General features: G+C 73.3%; 13 protein-coding genes and 1 tRNA gene. 12 read left to right on the top strand and 2 right to left on the bottom strand.

All coding sequences use genetic code 11. The annotated features are described in order from the left end of the window. The first annotated feature begins 229 nt into the window (after positions 1–229). Positions 230–3073, top strand: a complete 2844-nt coding sequence (gene topA, locus C5508_RS15780; protein ID WP_104525897.1) for a type I DNA topoisomerase — start codon at positions 230–232, stop codon at positions 3071–3073. After that, on the top strand, positions 3073–3945 hold the full coding sequence (locus C5508_RS15785; RefSeq protein WP_104525898.1) for a class I SAM-dependent methyltransferase: 873 nt from the start codon (positions 3073–3075) through the stop codon (positions 3943–3945). Before topA ends, C5508_RS15785 begins: the two co-directional genes overlap by 1 nt. Positions 3946–3949: 4 nt before the next feature. Here C5508_RS15785 and C5508_RS15790 read toward each other — a convergent pair whose 3' ends face one another. Next, a complete protein-coding gene (locus C5508_RS15790; protein WP_104525899.1) occupies positions 3950–4741 on the bottom strand; it encodes a trans-aconitate 2-methyltransferase in 792 nt (263 codons plus the stop codon). Positions 4742–4946: 205 nt separating this feature from the next. On the opposite strand from C5508_RS15790, the gene tmk reads away from it, so the two are divergent. The 3 genes from tmk to C5508_RS15805 all read left to right on the top strand — a co-directional run bounded on the left by tmk (position 4947) and on the right by C5508_RS15805 (position 8493). Next, positions 4947–7181: a dTMP kinase gene (gene tmk / locus C5508_RS15795; protein ID WP_104525909.1), complete on the top strand. Its 2235-nt coding sequence runs from the start codon at positions 4947–4949 to the stop codon at positions 7179–7181. After that, positions 7178–8362: a DNA polymerase III subunit delta' gene (locus C5508_RS15800; RefSeq protein WP_104525900.1), complete on the top strand. Its 1185-nt coding sequence runs from the start codon at positions 7178–7180 to the stop codon at positions 8360–8362. Before tmk ends, C5508_RS15800 begins: the two co-directional genes overlap by 4 nt. A 58-nt stretch (positions 8363–8420) precedes the next feature. Then, positions 8421–8493: transfer RNA gene (locus tag C5508_RS15805), tRNA-Thr, on the top strand. Between the two features lie 245 nt (positions 8494–8738). Here C5508_RS15805 and C5508_RS15810 read toward each other — a convergent pair. Further along, entirely contained in the window at positions 8739–9233 is a 495-nt protein-coding gene (locus tag C5508_RS15810; RefSeq protein ID WP_104525901.1) for an inorganic diphosphatase, read from the bottom strand. A 65-nt stretch (positions 9234–9298) separates the two neighbouring features. Here C5508_RS15810 and dacB point away from each other — a divergent pair, with 65 nt between their 5' ends. The 7 genes from dacB to folP all read left to right on the top strand — a co-directional run bounded on the left by dacB (position 9299) and on the right by folP (position 17180). Continuing rightward, a complete protein-coding gene (dacB, locus tag C5508_RS15815) occupies positions 9299–10714 on the top strand; it encodes a D-alanyl-D-alanine carboxypeptidase/D-alanyl-D-alanine endopeptidase (protein WP_232797190.1) in 1416 nt (471 codons plus the stop codon). 86 nt (positions 10715–10800) lie between these two features. Beyond that, positions 10801–11889, top strand: coding sequence for a zinc-dependent metalloprotease (locus tag C5508_RS15820; protein WP_104525903.1), 1089 nt, complete (start codon positions 10801–10803; stop codon positions 11887–11889). A 7-nt stretch (positions 11890–11896) separates the two neighbouring features. Next, on the top strand, positions 11897–12925 hold the full coding sequence (gene tilS, locus C5508_RS15825) for a tRNA lysidine(34) synthetase TilS (protein ID WP_104525904.1): 1029 nt from the start codon (positions 11897–11899) through the stop codon (positions 12923–12925). Next, the gene (gene hpt, locus C5508_RS15830) at positions 12922–13512 is read left to right on the top strand and encodes a hypoxanthine phosphoribosyltransferase (protein WP_104525905.1); all 591 of its coding nucleotides are present in this window, start codon (positions 12922–12924) and stop codon (positions 13510–13512) included. The genes tilS and hpt overlap by 4 nt, the downstream gene beginning before the upstream one ends. Before the next feature lie 200 nt (positions 13513–13712). Continuing rightward, complete coding sequence (gene ftsH / locus C5508_RS15835; RefSeq protein ID WP_104525906.1) at positions 13713–15701, top strand: ATP-dependent zinc metalloprotease FtsH; 1989 nt, start codon at positions 13713–13715, stop codon at positions 15699–15701. Next, the gene (folE, locus tag C5508_RS15840) at positions 15698–16315 is read left to right on the top strand and encodes a GTP cyclohydrolase I FolE (protein ID WP_104525907.1); all 618 of its coding nucleotides are present in this window, start codon (positions 15698–15700) and stop codon (positions 16313–16315) included. Before ftsH ends, folE begins: the two co-directional genes overlap by 4 nt. Before the next feature lie 10 nt (positions 16316–16325). Then, a complete protein-coding gene (folP, locus tag C5508_RS15845) occupies positions 16326–17180 on the top strand; it encodes a dihydropteroate synthase (RefSeq protein WP_198598126.1) in 855 nt (284 codons plus the stop codon). Positions 17181–17305: the final 125 nt, after the last annotated feature.

Consider the following 17305-nt stretch of genomic DNA (forward strand, 5'->3'; position numbering starts at 1 on the left):
TTGATCTAATATTTCCTTGTTAGTTTAGTTCTATGTCTACTTGTTAGATTCTCTTTTTTTTATAGCGATCGCTACGTACTCGAGTAATATGCTCAGGGACGGCGGGATCGTCATATTATAAGAAGAGACAGGTGCCGACCGGCCGGCCCCCGGGGGTGCTGCACTGGGCCGGCCGGTCCGCACAGGCACGCCGCGGCCGCACCACCTCAGCACCACCGACAGGAGTCCCGTGCCCACGAAGACCACGCAGACCGAGACCGACCCGACGGCCGACGGCGCGAAGAAGACGCCCGCCCGTCGGAGCTCGGCCGCGTCCGGGGGCAGGCCGCTGGTCATCGTCGAGTCGCCGACCAAGGCGACCAAGATCGCCGGGTTCCTGGGCAGCGGGTACGTGGTCGAGGCCAGCGTCGGGCACATCCGCGACCTGCCGCGCAACGCCGCCGACGTCCCGGCCGAGCACAAGGGCGCCGCGTGGGCCCGCCTCGGTGTCGACGTCGACAACTCCTTCGAGCCGCTCTACGTCGTCAGCCCGGACCGCAAGCAGCAGGTGACCCGCCTGAAGCAGCTGGTGAAGGGCGCCAGCGAGATCTACCTCGCGACAGACGAGGACCGTGAGGGCGAGGCCATCGCCTGGCACCTGATCGACACCCTCAAGCCGCGCGTGCCGGTGCGCCGGATGGTCTTCCACGAGATCACCCCCGAAGCGATCGCCCGCGCGGTCGCCAACCCCCGCGAGCTCGACACGCACCTGGTCGACGCGCAGGAGACCCGCCGCATCCTCGACCGGCTCTACGGCTACGAGGTCAGCCCGGTCCTGTGGAAGAAGGTTCTGCCCAAGCTCTCGGCCGGCCGCGTCCAGTCGGTGGCCACCCGGATCGTCGTCGAGCGCGAGCGGGAGCGGATGAACTTCCACTCCGCCGACTACTGGTCGCTGGAGGGCACCTTCGCCGTCCCCGGCAAGGCCGCCGGTGCCGACGAGGGCGAGCCGACGACGGTCCGCGCCAAGCTGGTCAGCGTCGACGACAGCCGGGTCGCCACCGGCAAGGACTTCGACGCCTCCACCGGTCGCGTGACCGGCGAGGTCGTCCACCTCGACGAGGCCGGCGCCCGCGGGCTGGCCGCCCGGCTCGAGGGCCGCCAGGTCAGCGTCAGCCGCGTCGACGAGAAGCCCTACCGCCGTCGTCCGTACGCCCCCTTCACCACGTCCACGCTGCAGATGGAGGCCGGCCGCAAGCTCGGCTGGTCCTCGGCGCAGACGATGCGGGTGGCCCAGCGGCTGTACGAGAACGGCCACATCACCTACATGCGCACCGACTCGACGAACCTGTCGCAGGAGGCCATCAACGCCGCCCGCCAGCAGGCCCGCGAGCTGTACGGCGACGCCTACGTGCCGGCCGAGGCGCGGCGCTACGCGAAGAAGTCCAAGGGCGCCCAGGAGGCGCACGAGGCCATCCGCCCCGCCGGCGACAGCTTCCGCACGCCGGGTCAGCTCGCCTCGGGTCTGGCCCGCGACGAGTTCCGGCTCTACGAGCTGATCTGGCAGCGGACGGTCGCCTCGCAGATGGCCGACGCCGTCGGCCAGACCGTCAGCGTCCGGCTCGCCGGCCGCAGCGCCACCGACGAGGCCGTCGAGTTCACCGCCAGCGGCCGCACGATCACCTTCCCCGGTTTCCTGCGCGCCTACGTCGAGTCCCGTGACGAGGGTGCGCAGAAGGACGGCGAGGACGACCACGGCAGCGACGACGCCGAGCGCCGGCTGCCCCGCCTGGAGCGCGGCCAGCAGCTCGACACGCAGGCGCTGGACGCCAAGGGGCACACCACGCAGCCGCCGTCGCGCTACACCGAGCCGAGCCTGGTGGCGCGGCTGGAGGAGCTGGGCATCGGCCGCCCGTCGACCTTCGCCTCGATCATGCAGACGATCCAGGACCGCGGATACGTCTGGAAGAAGGGCAACGCGATGGTGCCCTCCTTCATCGCGTTCGCCGTGACCAACCTGCTCGAGCAGCACTTCGCGCAGCTGGTCGACTACGACTTCACCGCCTCCCTGGAGGCCGAGCTCGACGAGATCGCCGGCGGCACCCTGGGCCGGGTCGACTGGCTCACCGAGTTCTACTTCGGCGGCGAGGGGCGGCACGCGGGCGCCATCGCGGAGTCCGGCGGCCTCAAGCAGGTCATCGGCCAGCGCCTGGAGGAGATCGACGCCCGCGGGGTGAACTCCATCCCGCTGCGCGCGACCAGCCCCGACGGTCAGCCGGTCGTCGCCCGGGTCGGCCGCTACGGCCCCTACCTGCAGGCCGGTGAGGACGGCGCACGCGTCAGCATCCCCGAGGACATCGCGCCCGACGAGCTCACCGAGGAGAAGGTGCGCGAGCTGCTCGAGGCGCCGTCGGGCGACCGCGAGCTGGGCACCGACCCCGAGTCCGGCCACCCGATCGTGGTCAAGGCCGGCCGCTACGGCCCCTACGTCACCACGGTCGTGCCGGAGGACAGCAAGGACTCCCCGCGCACCGCGAGCCTGTTCTCCTCGATGTCACCGGAGACGCTCACGATCGAGGACGCCCTCAAGCTGCTCACCCTGCCCCGCACGGTGGGGACGGCGCCGGACGGCGAGGAGATCCAGGCGCTCAACGGCCGCTACGGGCCCTACATCAAAAAGGGCACCGACTCGCGCTCGCTGGAGAGCGAGGACCGACTGTTCACCATCACCCTCGACGAGGCGCTGGCGATCTTCGCCCAGCCCAAGCAGCGGGGGCGCGCGGCGGCGAAGGCCCCGCTCAAGGAGCTGGGTCCCGACCCGGTCACCCAGGGCGTGGTCACCGTGCGCGAGGGCCGCTTCGGTCCCTACGTGACCGACGGCGAGACCAACGCCAGCCTGCGCAAGGGCGACGACGTCGAGTCCATCACCATCGAGCGCGCCGCCGAGCTGCTGGCCGACCGCCGTGCCGCCGGACCGTCGAAGAAGAAGGCCGCCAAGAAGACGACGGCCAAGAAGACCACCGCGAAGAAGACGACGGCCAAGAAGACCGCCGCCAAGAAGACGACGACCAAGGCCGCCCCGGTCACCGCCGGCTGATGGAGGACCCCCAAAAGGACCCCGCTGCCCCCCGGCGCTCGCAAGCTCGCGGCGGGACCCTGCAGCGGGGCCGCCGACCTCGCGAGCTCGGGGCGAGCGTCGGGACGGGGCCGCCGGCCCAGGACGGGGCCGCGCTGCAGGCCCGGGCGCGCTCCTTCGGGGCGGTCGCGGCGAGCTATGCGGTGCTGCGGCCGATCTACCCCGCCGACGCGGTGGAGTTCCTCGTCGGCCGCGACCCGGCCCTGGACGTGCTGGACGTCGGCGCGGGGACCGGGCTGCTCAGCGAGGTCGTCGTCGGGTTGGGCCACCGGGTGCGGGCGGTGGACCCGGCACCGGAGATGCTCGCCCAGCTCGCCGCCCGGTTGCCCGCTGTCGCGACGGCCGTGGGCGCCGCGGAGTCGCTGCCGGTGGACGACGGATCGGTCGACGTCGTCGTCGCCGGTCAGGCCGCCCACTGGTTCGACCCGGGCCCGGCCGCCCGGGAGATCCGCCGGGTGCTGCGCGGTTCCGGCGTCGTCGGCTTCATCTGGAACACCCGGGACGTCCGCGTCCCGTGGGTCGCGGCCCTGGAGGGGGCGATCGCCGACGAGTCACGCGGCCACGAGGCCGACCAGCGCGTCGTCGACCTGATGGCGGCGGAGCTCGACGCCGACGTGGAGGTCGTCGAGTCGGCGATCGTCCAGCGGGTGAGCCCCGAGGACGTCGTCGCCGGCATCGGCACCCGCAGCTACGTGGCGCTCATGGACGACGCCGCCCGGGACGAGTTCCTGTCCGGCATCCGGGCGCTGCTGGCCGGCCACCCCGACACCTGCGGCCGGGCGCAGCTCGAGCTGCCCTACCGGACGCACGCCTACCGGCTCACCCCGCGCTGAGCGGTCAGGTCGGCCGGTTGCCGACGGCGAAGATCCGCCGGAAGGGCAGCAGCGTCGTGCCGTCGGGCCGCGCCGGGTAGGCGGCCCGCAGCGCCGCGGCGTAGGCATCGGTGAACCGGGCGCCTGCGTCGTCGTCCAGCCGGGCCAGCACCGGGCGCAGCACCGTCGAGCGCACCCAGGCCAGCACCGGGTCGGGCCCGCGAAGCACGTGCAGGTACGTCGCCTCCCAGACGTCTGCCGCGAGCCCCGCCCCGGTGAGCACCTCGGCGTACCCGGTGGGCTCCAGCACGGTGTCGGGGGAGGGTGCGACGTCGGCCAGCCGGTCGGCCCAGACGGGGGAGCAGCAGAGGTCGGCCAGCAGCGCGTGGGTCGGCGCGCGGAAGTTGCCCGGCACCTGGACGGCGAGCCACCCGCCCGGCGGCAGGGCGGCCGCCCACCGCCCCATCACCTCCGGATGGCCCGGCACCCAGTGCAGGACGGCGTTGCTGACCAGGACGTCGACCGGCTCGCGCGGCGCCCAGTCGGCGACGTCGCCCAGTTCGAAGGCGACCCGCTCGGAGGCGGCGGCCGACGCGGCGGCGAGCATCTCGGGGGAGGAGTCGACGCCGGTGACCCGCGCCTGCGGCCAGCGCTGCGCCAGGGAGGCGGTGAGCGACCCCTCGCCGCACCCGAGGTCCACGACGCTGCGCGGTGCCTCGGCGGCGACCCGGGCCACCAGCTCGACGAACGGTCGGGCCCGCTCCCCGGCGAACCGGAGATAGCTGCCGGGATGCCATGCGCCGCCGGTCGCCGTCACGGCACCGACCCTAGGGGCGACTGCGGGTGAACGGCGGGTGACCGTTTGACCCGACCGGGCGGCAAGGGGCCGAAATCGTCACGTCATCCCGGTACCGTCGTGGCTCCGCCAGGGCCTGCTCCGCCCCGGTGCCCATCGACCTTGGGAGCCCGCGATCCCCGCCGACCCGACCCTCCCGGTGCCCCCGTCCGACGGGGTCGAGGGTGTGCCTCTGTCCGGCGCCGCGCCGGGTGACGGTCTGCCGCCGGCCGGGACGCCGGTGCCCGTGGACGCCCCCCCGCCGCTGAGCGAGCTGGCCGAGGACCCCTCGGAGCACCCCGACGGCGCCGGCGCGATCGGTCTCGCGGCCAAGATCCGCGCCGTCCTGCGGGTCCGGGACTTCCGCAAGCTGTGGATGTCGACGGCGCTCTCGAGCTTCGGCGACTGGCTGGGACTCCTCGCCATCACCTTCACCGCCTACTCGCTGGTCGACGGCTACGCCAAGAACTTCGCGCTCGGCGGGGTGCTGGCCTTCCGCCTGCTCCCGGCGATCCTGCTCGGCCCGCTCGCGGGCGCGTTCGCCGACCGCTTCGACCGGCGCAAGACCATGGTGGTCTGCGACATCCTGCGCTTCGGGCTGTTCGCCTCCATCCCGATCGTCGGCGAGCTGTACTGGCTGTTCATCGCCCAGTTCCTCATCGAGGCGATCAGCCTGTTCTGGATCCCGGCCAAGGACGCCGCCGTCCCGAACATGCTGCGCAAGGACCAGCTGGAGCCGGCCAACCAGCTGTCCCTGGTCACCACGTACGGCTTCACGCCGGTCCTGGCGGCGATCGTCTTCGCGGCGCTGAACACCGTCGGCGGCCACAGCGGCGAGGTGCTCCCGGGCGTCGCGCAGGAGGACCTGGCCCTCTACCTGAACGCGCTCACCTTCCTGGTCGCTGCGCTGGTCATCTGGAACCTGCCCTCGATCAGCGGACGGCGCAGCGCCGGGACCGTGACCCGGCAGGAGAGCTTCCTGGGGTCGCTGCGCAGTGGTTTCTCCTTCGCCGGCCACACGCCGCTGGTCCGCGGGCTGGTCGTCGGCATCGCCGGCGCCTTCATCGCCGCGGGCGTCGTGATCGCCACCGCGCAGGCGTTCGTCAACTCCGTCGGCGGTGGCGCGGCCGGCTACGGGATGCTCTTCGGAGCCGTCTTCGTCGGCCTGGGCATCGGCATCGCGCTCGGTCCCAGCGTGGCGCGCGACCTCGCCCGCGAGCGGCTGTTCGGCGTCGCGATCGTCGGCGCCGGTGCGGCGCTGCTGTTCCTGGCCTGGACGTTCACGCTCTGGATCGCGCTGCTGCTGGTCATCGCGATGGGCTTCTTCGCCGGTGTTGCCTACCTGGCCGGGTTCACCCTGCTCGGCACGGAGGTCGACGACGCCATCCGCGGCCGCACCTTCGCCCTCGTGCAGTCGATCGTCCGTGCGGCGCTGATCGTCTCGCTCGCCGTCGTGCCCTTCGCCGTCGGGGCGCTGCGCCGGCACACCATCGACTTCGGCGCCTTCGCGCTCACCGTCACCGGCGAGCGGGTCATGCTCTTCGCCGCCGGGCTGCTGGCCGCCGGCGTCGGCGTGCTCGCCTACCGGCAGATGGACGACGGCCGGCCGGTCCCACTGCTCGCCGACGTCCTCACCGCCGTCCGCCGCGACACCACGGCCCGCCGCCGGCTGGCCAAGGGCGGGGTCATGATCGCCTTCGAGGGCGGTGAGGGGGCCGGCAAGTCCACCCAGGTGCGACGGCTGCAGGAGTGGCTGACCGACGAGGGCCTGGTCGCGCGCGCGACGTTCGAGCCCGGGGCCACCTCGCCAGGTGCGGGTATCCGGTCGATCGTCCTGGACCGGGCGCAGACCGGCATCGCCCCACGGGCGGAGGCGATGCTCTACGCCGCCGACCGCGCCCAGCACGTGCACGAGGTCCTCCGTCCGGCCCTCGATGCCGGCGAGGTCGTGATCACCGACCGGTTCGTGGACAGCTCGCTGGCCTACCAGGGTGCGGGCCGCACCATCCCGCTCGACGACGTCCGGATGCTGTCGCGCTGGGCCACCCAGGGGCTGCAGCCCGACCTGACGATCCTGCTGGACCTGCCGCCCGAGGTCGGGCTGGCGCGGGCGCGGGGCCGCGCGGCCGCCGACCGGCTGGAGTCGGAGTCGCTGGACTTCCACCAGCGGGTCCGGCAGACCTTCCGCACCCTGGCCGAGGCCGCACCCGACCGATACCTCGTCCTGGACGCCCGCCGCAGCCCCGACGAGATCGCCGCGGCGATCCGGGTGCGGGTGGCCGAGCTGCTCTCCGGCCTCCCGCTGCAGACGCTGAGCCAGCCTGCCCCGGCCGCGTCCGGGTCCCGGCGCGATCCCGGGCTCTCGCCGTCGGGTCACCACCCGCACGCGCAGACCGGCCCGACCCCCCAGCTCCACCCGTGACCGCCTCGGTGGCGGCGCCCGCCGAGGGCGTGTGGGCGCAGGTGATCGGTCAGCCCGCCGTGGTGGCGGAGCTGCGGGCGGCGGTCGCCGATCCCGCGGCCATGACGCACTCCTGGCTGTTCACCGGTCCGCCCGGCTCCGGTCGCTCGGTCGCTGCCCGCGCCTTCGCCGCTGCGCTGCAGTGCCCGAACGGCGGGGACGGCACTTGTCACGAGTGCCGCACCGTGCTGGCCGGCACCCACGCCGACGTGCACGTGATCGTCCCCGACGGGCTCTCGATCGGCGCCGCGGAGGCCCGGGGCCTGATCCGGGTGGCCGGCCGCGCGCCGTCGGGCGGCCGCTGGCAGGTGGTCCTGGTCGAGGACGCCGACCGGATGACCGAGTCGGCGTCCAACGCCGTCCTCAAGATGATCGAGGAGCCGCCGCCGCGCACGGTGTTCCTGCTGTGCGCACCCAGCCTGCACCCGGACGACGTCCCGGTGACGATCCGCTCCCGCTGCCGGGTGGTGGCCCTGCGGACGCCGCGGGTCGACGACATCGCCGAGGTGCTCGTGCGCCGCGACGGCGTTGACCCCGCGCTCGCCGCCTGGTCGGCCGCCGCCTCCGGGGGGCACGTGGGCCGCGCCCGGCGGCTCGCACGCGACGAGGACGCCCGCATGGCCCGCAAGGCGGTGCTGGACGTCCCGCTGCGGCTGGTGTCGCTGGCCGCCTGCCTGGACGCCGCCGACGACCTGGTGGGCGCCGCGCAGGAGGAGACCGACGCGGCCACCGGGGCTCTGGACGGCGCGGAGACCGAGGCGCTGAAGAACAGCCTCGGCGTAGGTGCCCGGGGCCCTGGCGTCGCGGCCTCCCGTGGCGGTGCCGGCCAGCTCAAGGACCTGGAGAAGCGGCAGAAGTCCCGGGCCACGCGCATCGGGCGCGACTCCCTGGACCGGGCGCTGGTCGACCTGGCGGGCCTCTACCGCGACGCGCTGGTGCTGCACGCGGCGGGCCCCGAGGCGCCGCAGCTCAACCACCCCGACCGGCGGTCCGACGCCGAGGAACTGGCCCGGCGGATCGGCGCCGAGGGGGCGTTGCGCCGCATCGACGCGATCCTCGCCTGCCGGCGGGCGCTGGAGCAGAACGTGAAGCCGCAGGTGGCCCTGGAAGCGCTCACCGTGGCGCTGCGGCTGCCCGTCTGAGTCCGCCCGCCCCTGCGCAGACGCCGCGACGCGGTGTCGTAGGCTGTGCGGGCAGTTCGCCGCCTTAGCTCAGTCGGTAGAGCATCTCACTCGTAATGAGAAGGTCGTCGGTTCGATTCCGACAGGCGGCTCTCCACACGACGGGCCCGTCCATCTGGACGGGCCCGTCGTCGTTCCGGGGCGGGTCGGCAGGACCCGGTGCCGCCCCTCATCGCGCGCTGTCGCACGGGGACACGGGTGCGCGCCCGGTAACCGCGCGAACGGGCGCCCGGAAGCGCGCAGCGCGCCACATCCGGGAACGGCTGACGGCGGCACGCCCCAGTGGGGTGTGCCGCCGTCGGTGCGCTCGGCGTCCGGACCGGAGGGCCGGTGCCGATCAGTGGTGCGGGGAGTGGTCCTTGGCGCGCTGGATCGAGGCCACGATCTCGGCCTCGGCCTCGTCGCGGCCGACCCACTCGGCACCCTCGACCGACTTGCCCGGCTCCAGGTCCTTGTAGGTCTCGAAGAAGTGCTGGATCTCCAGACGGTCGAACTCCGACACGTCGTGGATCTCCTTGAGGTGGGCCACCCGCGGATCCGTCGCCGGGACGCAGAGGACCTTGTCGTCCCCACCGGCCTCGTCGGTCATGCGGAACATGCCGATGGCCCGGCAGGTGACCAGGCACCCCGGGAACGTCGGCTCCTCGAGGATCACCAGGGCGTCGAGCGGGTCGCCGTCCTGCCCCAGGGTGTTCTCGATGTATCCGTAGTCCGCCGGATAGCGGGTGGAGGTGAACAGCATCCGGTCCAAGCGGATGCGTCCGGTCTCATGGTCCAGCTCGTACTTGTTCCGCTGGCCCTTCGGGATTTCTACCGTCACGTCGAACTGCACGAACGTAGTGTGGCCCACGGGGGACGACGAGGTCGGCTCAGGGCCCCCTTCGGGGGGTGCAGAGCATGTCGTCCGGTGGATCGACGGTCATCACGGCGAACTACGGGCGGTTCCGCCGGCGCATGATCACCGCCGTCGTGACGCTCGTGCTGCTGCTCATCGGCGGCGGCATCGGCCTGGGTGTGGTCCTCGGCCGGGACGACGACCCGGGCAGCGAGGCCGCGCCCGTCCCCGACGCCGAGCTGCCCGAGCTCGGGCCGGTCACCCCGGTCCTCGCCGGCCTCTCCAGCGACGCCCCTGTCCCAGACGCCGACGTCCTCGCCACCCGGCTGACGCCGCTGGTCACCGGCTCGGCCCTGGGGCCCGGCACGGCCGCGCAGGTCGTCGACGTGACCACCGGCGAGGTGCTCTTCGACCAGCAGTCCGACGCCCCCGTGACGCCGGCGTCCACCGCCAAGCTGCTCACCGCCGTCGCCGCCCTCACCGCGCTCGACCCCGCGGACACGCTGGCGACCACCGTCGTCAGCGGCGCGGCTCCGGGCGAGGTGGTCCTCGTGGGCGGGGGCGACGTCACGCTCTCCCGCACCACCCCCTCGCGCAGCTACCCGGGCGCGCCCACCGTCGAGGACCTGGCCACCCAGGTCCTCGCGGCCCTGCCCGCGGGGACGCCGGTCACCCGTGTCGTCGTCGACGGCTCGCTCTACAGCGGCCCGCTCACCGCCAGCGGCTGGGGCCCCGGCGACGCGCCGTCCAGCTACGCCGCCCCGGTCACCGCCACCGCCGTCGACGGCGCGCGGGTGAGCCCCGGGTCCACCGCGCGCAGCGGGCAGCCCGGGCTGGACGCCGGCGCGGCCCTCGCCGACGCGCTGGGTGCCCCGAGCGCGACCGTCGTCCTGGGGCAGGCGCCGCCCGGCGCCAAGACGCTCGGCACGGTGCGGTCGGCGCCGATCGCGCGCCTGGTGGAGCAGGCGCTGTCGATGTCGGACAACGTGCTCGCCGAGGCGCTGGCCCGTCAGGTCGCGATCGCCCGCGACGAGCCGGCCTCGTTCGAGGGCGCCGGCAAGGCGGTCACCGACGCGCTGGCCGACGCCGGTCTGCCCGTCGGCGATGTCACCCTCGCCGACGGCAGCGGCCTTTCCGGCGAGGACGTCGTCACGGCCGAGGTGCTGGCCGCCGTCGTGACCGGAGCGGCCGACGGCAGCCTGGGCGACGCGGCCGCCCTGCTCGCGGGCCTCCCGGTCGCCGGCTACGACGGCACGCTCGCCGACCGCGGTGACGCCGACCCGGCCACCGCGCCGGGAACCGTCCGCGCCAAGACCGGCACCCTGCTCGGCGTGCACGCGCTCGCCGGCACCGTGGTGACCGCCGACGGTCGGCTGCTGTCCTTCGCGGTGGTCGCCGACGCCAGCACCGGTGGCGAGGCCGTGGCCGAGAACGCGCTCGACGAGTTCGCCGCCCAGCTGGCCGGCTGCGGCTGTTGAGCTGATGGAACGGCCCCGTCCAGGGGCCCGCCCTGAGCGTGCGAAGGGTGGGGAGGACGGGGTCCTTCAACGCGTACGGTGAGGCGATGAGCAGCGCCTCCTCGATGGTCGACTGGGCCCTTGCCGGACGCACCGCCCGGCGGTTGGTCGGCCCGGGTCCGCGCACGACGCGGGAGGAGGCCGCCGCCGTCGTCCGCGAGCTGCACGAGGCCGCGGCCACCGCCGTCGCGCACGTGGAGGCCCTCACCGGCCTCACACCGGTCCCGGGCGGTGTCGTCCCCGAGGTCGTCGTCGTGGACCGTCCGGCCTGGGCCGACGCCAACGCCACCGGCATGGCGGCCCTGCTCGACCCGCTGGTCGAGAAGCTCACCGAGCAGCAGGACAGCCGCCCCGGCGCGCTGGCCACCGCCATCGGCTCCCGGGCCACCGGCCTGCAGGCGGGCGGGCTCCTGGCGTTCCTCTCCAGCCGGGTGCTCGGGCAGTACGAGATCTTCGGTACCGGCGGCCGGCTCCTGCTCGTGGCGCCGAACATCGTGGCGACCGAGCGCAAGCTCGGGGTGGACCCGTCGGACTTCCGGCTGTGGGTCTGCCTGCACGAGGTCACCCATCAGCTGCAGTTCACCGGCGTCCCGTGGCTGCACGGCTACCTGGAGACGCAGATCGCGGAGTTCGTCTCCGCCACCGACCTGGCGCCCGAGGTGCTGCGAGAGCGGCTGCAGGACGTGTTCCGCAGCGTGCTCGACGCCGTCCGCGGCACCGAGCCCGGCCGCGAGCCCGAGGGGCTCATGGCGCTGATCCGCGACCCCCGCCAGCGCGAGGTCCTCGACCGGGTCACCGCGGTGATGAGCCTGGTCGAGGGGCACGCCGAGTACGTGATGGACGGCGTCGGACCGGACGTGGTGCCGTCGGTGCGCACCCTGCGGAAGCGGTTCGCCCAGCGCCGCAAGGGCCGCGGACCGCTGGACCGCGTGCTGCGCCGGCTGCTCGGCCTCGAGCAGAAGATGAAGCAGTACGCCGAGGGCCGGATCTTCGTCGGCGGCGTCGTCGACCTCGCCGGCATGGAGGGCTTCAACCGCGTCTGGGAGGGCCCGCAGAACCTGCCGCGGATCGAGGAGCTCACCAATCCGGAGCGCTGGGTCGAGCGGGTGCTCGGCCGCCCGGCCATCCCGGCCTGACGGCGGGGTGAGCGGGCCACCCCGCGCCGTCGCGGTCCTGCGGCACGCGGTCCGGTCGGGGCTGCGCGCCTCCCCGCGGCCGGTGCTGGCCGCCTGTAGCGGGGGAGCGGACTCCGTGGCGCTGGCCGCGGCGCTGGCGTTCGAGGCACGGGACGCCGGCGTGCGGATCGGCGGGGTCACCGTCGACCACGGCCTCCAGCCCGGATCGGACCGCCGGGCACGGGAGACCGCCGACCTCCTCACCCGACTCGGACTGGCTCCCGTGCTCGTGCTGCCGGTCGAGGTCATCGGCGCCGGTGGCCCCGAGGCGGCCGCCCGGGAGGCGCGCTACGCGGCACTGGCCGGCGCGGCCGCCGAGCACGGCGCCCGGGTCGCCCTCGGCCACACCCTCGACGACCAGGCCGAGACGGTGCTGCTCGGGCTGGGCCGGGGCTCGGGCCCTCGGTCGGTGGCGGGCATGCGGGCCGAGCGCGAGGACGACGGCGTGCTCTGGTGGCGGCCGCTGCTGGGCGTGCGGCGGACGACCGCCCGTCAGGCCTGCGCGGACCAGGGCCTGCCGGTGTGGGACGACCCCTGGAACGACGACCCCGCCTACACGCGGGTGCGGCTGCGGGCCGAGGTGCTGCCGCTGCTCGAGGACGCTCTCGGCGGCGGAGTGGCCCCCGCCCTCGCGCGGACGGCGGACCTGCTCCGCGAGGACCTCGACGCCCTGGACGGCCTGGCCGCCGCCGAGCTGGCCCGCCTGGCCGGCGAGGCCGGGGACGGCAGCCTGCCCGCCCGGCCCCTGGAGCCGCTGCCGGCGGCACTGCGCCGGCGGGTGCTGCGCGGATGGCTGCTCGCCGCGGGCGTCCCCGACCTGCAGGCGGTCCACCTGCGGGCCGCGGAGGCGCTCGTCACAGCGTGGCGGGGGCAGGGCCGGATCGACCTACCCGGCGGCGCGGGCGTCCTCCGCACGTCTGGCACTCTGGTGGTGCTGCCGCCGGGTCTCCGGCGTGCTGATCCCGGACCCGCACCCCTCGAGGAGCCCCATCCGTGACGACGGAGCCCGCCAGCACCCCTGGGGCCCTCGGTCCCGACCACGGGTACGGCCCGGACATCGACCACGTGCTGCTCAGCGAGGAGCAGATCCAGGCGAAGATCGGTGAGCTCGCCGCCCGGGTCGCGGCCGACTACTCGGGCCGGGAGGTCCTGCTGGTCGGTGTGCTCAAGGGCGCCGTGCTGTTCATGAGCGACTTCGCCCGGGCGCTGCAGCTGCCCACGCAGATGGAGTTCATGGCCGTCTCCTCCTACGGCTCCTCCACGAGCTCGTCGGGTGTCGTTCGGATCCTCAAGGACCTCGACCGCGACATCACCGACAAGCACGTCCTGGTGCTCGAGGACATCATCGACTCCGGCCTGACGCTGTCCTGGCTGCTCAAGAACCTCGGCGGCCGGTCGCCGGCCTCGCTCGAGGTGTGCGCGCTGCTCCGCAAGCCCGACGCCGTCAAGGTCCAGGTGCCGGTGAAGTACATCGGGTTCGACATCCCCAACGAGTTCGTCGTCGGCTACGGCCTGGACTACGCCGAGCGCTACCGGGACCTGCCCTACATCGGGACGCTCAAGCCCGAGGTCTACTCCAGCTGACCCGGAGGCTGTCCTCCGCGCGGGGGATGCGGGAGCTTTCCCAGCTCGCACGCAGGGGACGCACAGGTCACCCGGTGTACCGTCGATCGTGACGACGCTGCACCGAGCGCCGGGGTCCCCACCCGGGCCGCCGGCTGCGTCCCGGGGACGATCAGGAGGGTCGACGGGCAGGCCGGCACGCCGGCGCCCGGCATCGGTGTATGGAACGTAAGAAGATCTTCCGCTCCGTCTGGTTCTGGATCGTCCTGGTGATCCTCCTGGCCTTGACGGTCTCGACCTTCTTCAGCGGCAACGGCGGCCGTCAGGAGATCTCGACCTCGACCGCCCTCGAGCAGATCGAGGACGGCAACGTCGAGTCCGCGACCCTGAACACCAAGGAGCAGACGCTCGACCTCGACCTGGAGGCCGAGGTCGAGGGCAGCACCGAGGTGACCGCGTCCTACCCGGTGGCCATCGAGGACCAGGTCGTGGACCTGCTCCGCGAGGACCAGGGCGACTCCGGGGCCTCCGAGGGCTTCGACACCAACGTCACCCAGGACAGCCTCCTGGTCAGCCTCCTGGTGAGCTTCCTGCCGTTCCTGATCCTCCTGCTGCTGCTCTTCTGGCTGTTCAACTCCATGCAGGGCGGCGGCCGCGGCGTCATGCAGTTCGGGAAGTCCAAGGCCAAGCAGGTCACCAAGGACACCCCGAAGACGACGTTCGCCGACGTCGCGGGGGCCGACGAGGCCGTCGAGGAACTGCACGAGATCAAGGACTTCCTGCAGAACCCGGTGAAGTTCCAGGCTGTCGGCGCCAAGATCCCCAAGGGTGTGCTGCTCTTCGGTCCGCCCGGGACCGGCAAGACCCTGCTGGCCCGCGCCGTGGCCGGCGAGGCCGGGGTGCCGTTCTACTCGATCTCCGGCTCGGACTTCGTCGAGATGTTCGTCGGTGTCGGCGCCAGCCGCGTCCGCGACCTGTTCGAGCAGGCCAAGACCAACGCCCCGGCGATCATCTTCATCGACGAGATCGATGCCGTCGGCCGGCACCGCGGCGCCGGCATGGGCGGCGGGCACGACGAGCGCGAGCAGACCCTCAACCAGATGCTGGTCGAGATGGACGGCTTCGACGTCAAGGGCGGGGTCATCCTCATCGCGGCCACCAACCGGCCCGACATCCTCGACCCGGCGCTGCTGCGCCCGGGCCGCTTCGACCGGCAGATCGCCGTCGACCGGCCCGACCTGCTCGGTCGCAAGGCGATCCTCTCGGTGCACGCCAAGGGCAAGCCGCTCGCGCCCGACGTCGACATCGAGACCGTCGCCCGCCGCACCCCCGGGTTCACCGGCGCCGACCTGGCCAACGTGCTCAACGAGGCCGCGCTGCTCACCGCGCGCACCAACGGCTCCCTCATCACCGACGCCACCCTCGAGGAGGCGATCGACCGCGTCATCGCCGGCCCCGAGCGCAAGACGCGGGCGATGAGCGAGAAGGAGAAGAAGGTCACCGCCTACCACGAGGGCGGCCACGCCCTGGTGGCGCACGCGCTGCCCAACCTCGACCCGGTGCACAAGGTCACGATCCTGCCGCGCGGCCGCTCGCTCGGGCACACTCTCGTGCTGCCGACCGAGGACAAGTACACCCAGACCCGCTCGGAGATGATCGACACCCTCGCCTACGCCCTCGGCGGCCGGGCCGCGGAGGAACTCGTCTTCCACGAGCCGACCACGGGTGCGGGCAACGACATCGAGAAGGCCACCGGGATGGCCCGCGCGATGGTCACCCAGTACGGCATGAGCGCCAAGCTGGGGGCGGTCAAGTACGGCAGCGGTGACTCCGAGCCGTTCATGGGCCGGGACATGCACAGCCGCCCCGACTACTCCGAGGCCGTGGCCGCCGACATCGACGCCGAGATCCGGGCGCTGATCGAGGCGGCGCACGACGAGGCGTGGGAGATCCTGGTGGAGTACCGAGAGGTCCTCGACCAGCTGGTGCTGGAGCTGATGGAGAAGGAGACCCTCTCCAAGGACGACATGGCCCGCATCTGCGCGCCGGTCACCAAGCGCCCCTCGCTGGCTCCCTACAACGGCTTCGGCAAGCGCACCCCCTCGGAGCAGCCGCCGGTGCTCACGCCGTCGGAGCGGGCCGGTCAGGACGGTGGACAGCCGCTGGCCATCGGCTCCGTCGGCGACGTCGGGGCCCCCGTGCAGCGATGAGCGAGATCCCGGCAGAACCGGAGGACCTGGTGCTGGGGCCGGTCGCCGGCGTCGACCAGGAGCGGGCGGCCGCGGCCGTCCGCGAACTGCTCATCGCGGTGGGGGAGGACCCCGACCGCCCGGGACTGCAGGACACCCCGGCGCGGGTGGCCCGCGCCTACGCGGAGACCTTCGCCGGGCTCCATCAGGACCCGTTCGAGGTGCTCGCGACGACGTTCGACGAGGACCACGACGAGCTGGTGCTGGTCAAGGACATCCCGATGTACTCGACCTGCGAGCACCACCTGGTGCCCTTCCACGGGGTCGCGCACGTCGCCTACATCCCGGGCAGCGACGGCCGGGTCACCGGACTGTCGAAGCTGGCCCGGCTCGTCGAGGTCTACGCCCGCCGGCCGCAGGTGCAGGAGCGCATGACGCGGCAGATCGCCGACGCGCTCAACGACGCCCTCAAGCCGCGGGGCGTGCTGGTGGTCATCCAGGCCGAGCACCTCTGCATGGCCATGCGCGGCGTCCGCAAGCCCGGCTCGTCCACGGTGACCTCCGCGGTCCGTGGCATCTTCCGGGAGAACGCGGCGACCCGCAGCGAGGCCATGGGCCTCGTGCTCGGCCGGTGAGCGGGGACCGATGACCCCGGTCGCCCTGCCGCGTCCGGATCGGTGCCTGGTCATGGGCGTCCTGAACGTCACACCGGACTCGTTCTCCGACGGCGGCTGCTTCGCCGACCCGGCCACGGCGATCGCGCACGGTCTGGCGATGCACGCGGCGGGGGCCGACTACGTCGACGTCGGCGGGGAGTCCACCCGCCCGGGCGCGGACCGGGTCGACGTCGACGAGGAGTGCGGCCGGATCGTGCCGGTCATCCGGGAGCTCTCCGCCGCCGGGGTGCGCACCAGCGTGGACACCACCAGGGCGGAGGTGGCCGAAGCCGCGCTCGCCGCGGGCGCGGTGCTGGTCAACGACGTCAGCGGCGGCCTGGCCGACGCGAACATGGCCGCCCTGGTGGCCGCCACCGGGGTGCCCTGGGTGCTCATGCACTGGCGCGGGCACAGTCGCGAGATGTACGCGGCGGCCCAGTACGGCGACGTCGTCACCGAGGTCTGCGCCGAGCTGACCGCCCGCGTGGAGGACGTCGTCGCGGCCGGGGTACGCCCCGGGCAGCTGGTGCTCGACCCGGGCCTCGGCTTCGCCAAGCGGGCCGAGCACAACTGGGCGCTCCTGGCCGGGCTGGACCGGCTCATCGGCCTGGGTCTGCCGGTGCTGGTCGGCGCCTCCCGCAAGACGTTCCTGGGCCGGCTGCTGCCCTCGGCCGACGGTGCGCCGCGCCCGGCGGAGCAGCGGGACGCCGCGACGCTGGCCACCACCGTGCTGGCCGCCGAGGCCGGCGCCTGGGGGGTCCGGGTGCACGACGCCGCCGCGTCCGTGGACGCCGTCCGTACCGTGGCCGCAGTCCGTGCAGCGAGAGGAGCCGGCCGTGGCTAGCACCCACCCACCCCTGTCTATTATAAACATAGAAGAGCCAACGAGACCGAACTAGACCTCGTATGCCGCCATCTGATTGAAACAAAAACAGAAAACACCAATATAGTACAAACAAACGCATATAG

Origin of the sequence: Blastococcus atacamensis (assembly GCF_002938425.1) — a bacterium.
Lineage (GTDB): Bacteria > Actinomycetota > Actinomycetes > Mycobacteriales > Geodermatophilaceae > Blastococcus > Blastococcus atacamensis.

Coding starts and splice junctions, on each gene's coding strand:
- folE (WP_104525907.1), top strand. CDS start 15,698: ATGAGCGAGATCCCGGCAGAACCGGAGGACCTGGTGCTGGGGCCGGTC.
- folP (WP_198598126.1), top strand. CDS start 16,326: ATGACCCCGGTCGCCCTGCCGCGTCCGGATCGGTGCCTGGTCATGGGC.
- C5508_RS15820 (WP_104525903.1), top strand. CDS start 10,801: ATGAGCAGCGCCTCCTCGATGGTCGACTGGGCCCTTGCCGGACGCACC.
- ftsH (WP_104525906.1), top strand. CDS start 13,713: ATGGAACGTAAGAAGATCTTCCGCTCCGTCTGGTTCTGGATCGTCCTG.
- C5508_RS15785 (WP_104525898.1), top strand. CDS start 3,073: ATGGAGGACCCCCAAAAGGACCCCGCTGCCCCCCGGCGCTCGCAAGCT.
- dacB (WP_232797190.1), top strand. CDS start 9,299: ATGTCGTCCGGTGGATCGACGGTCATCACGGCGAACTACGGGCGGTTC.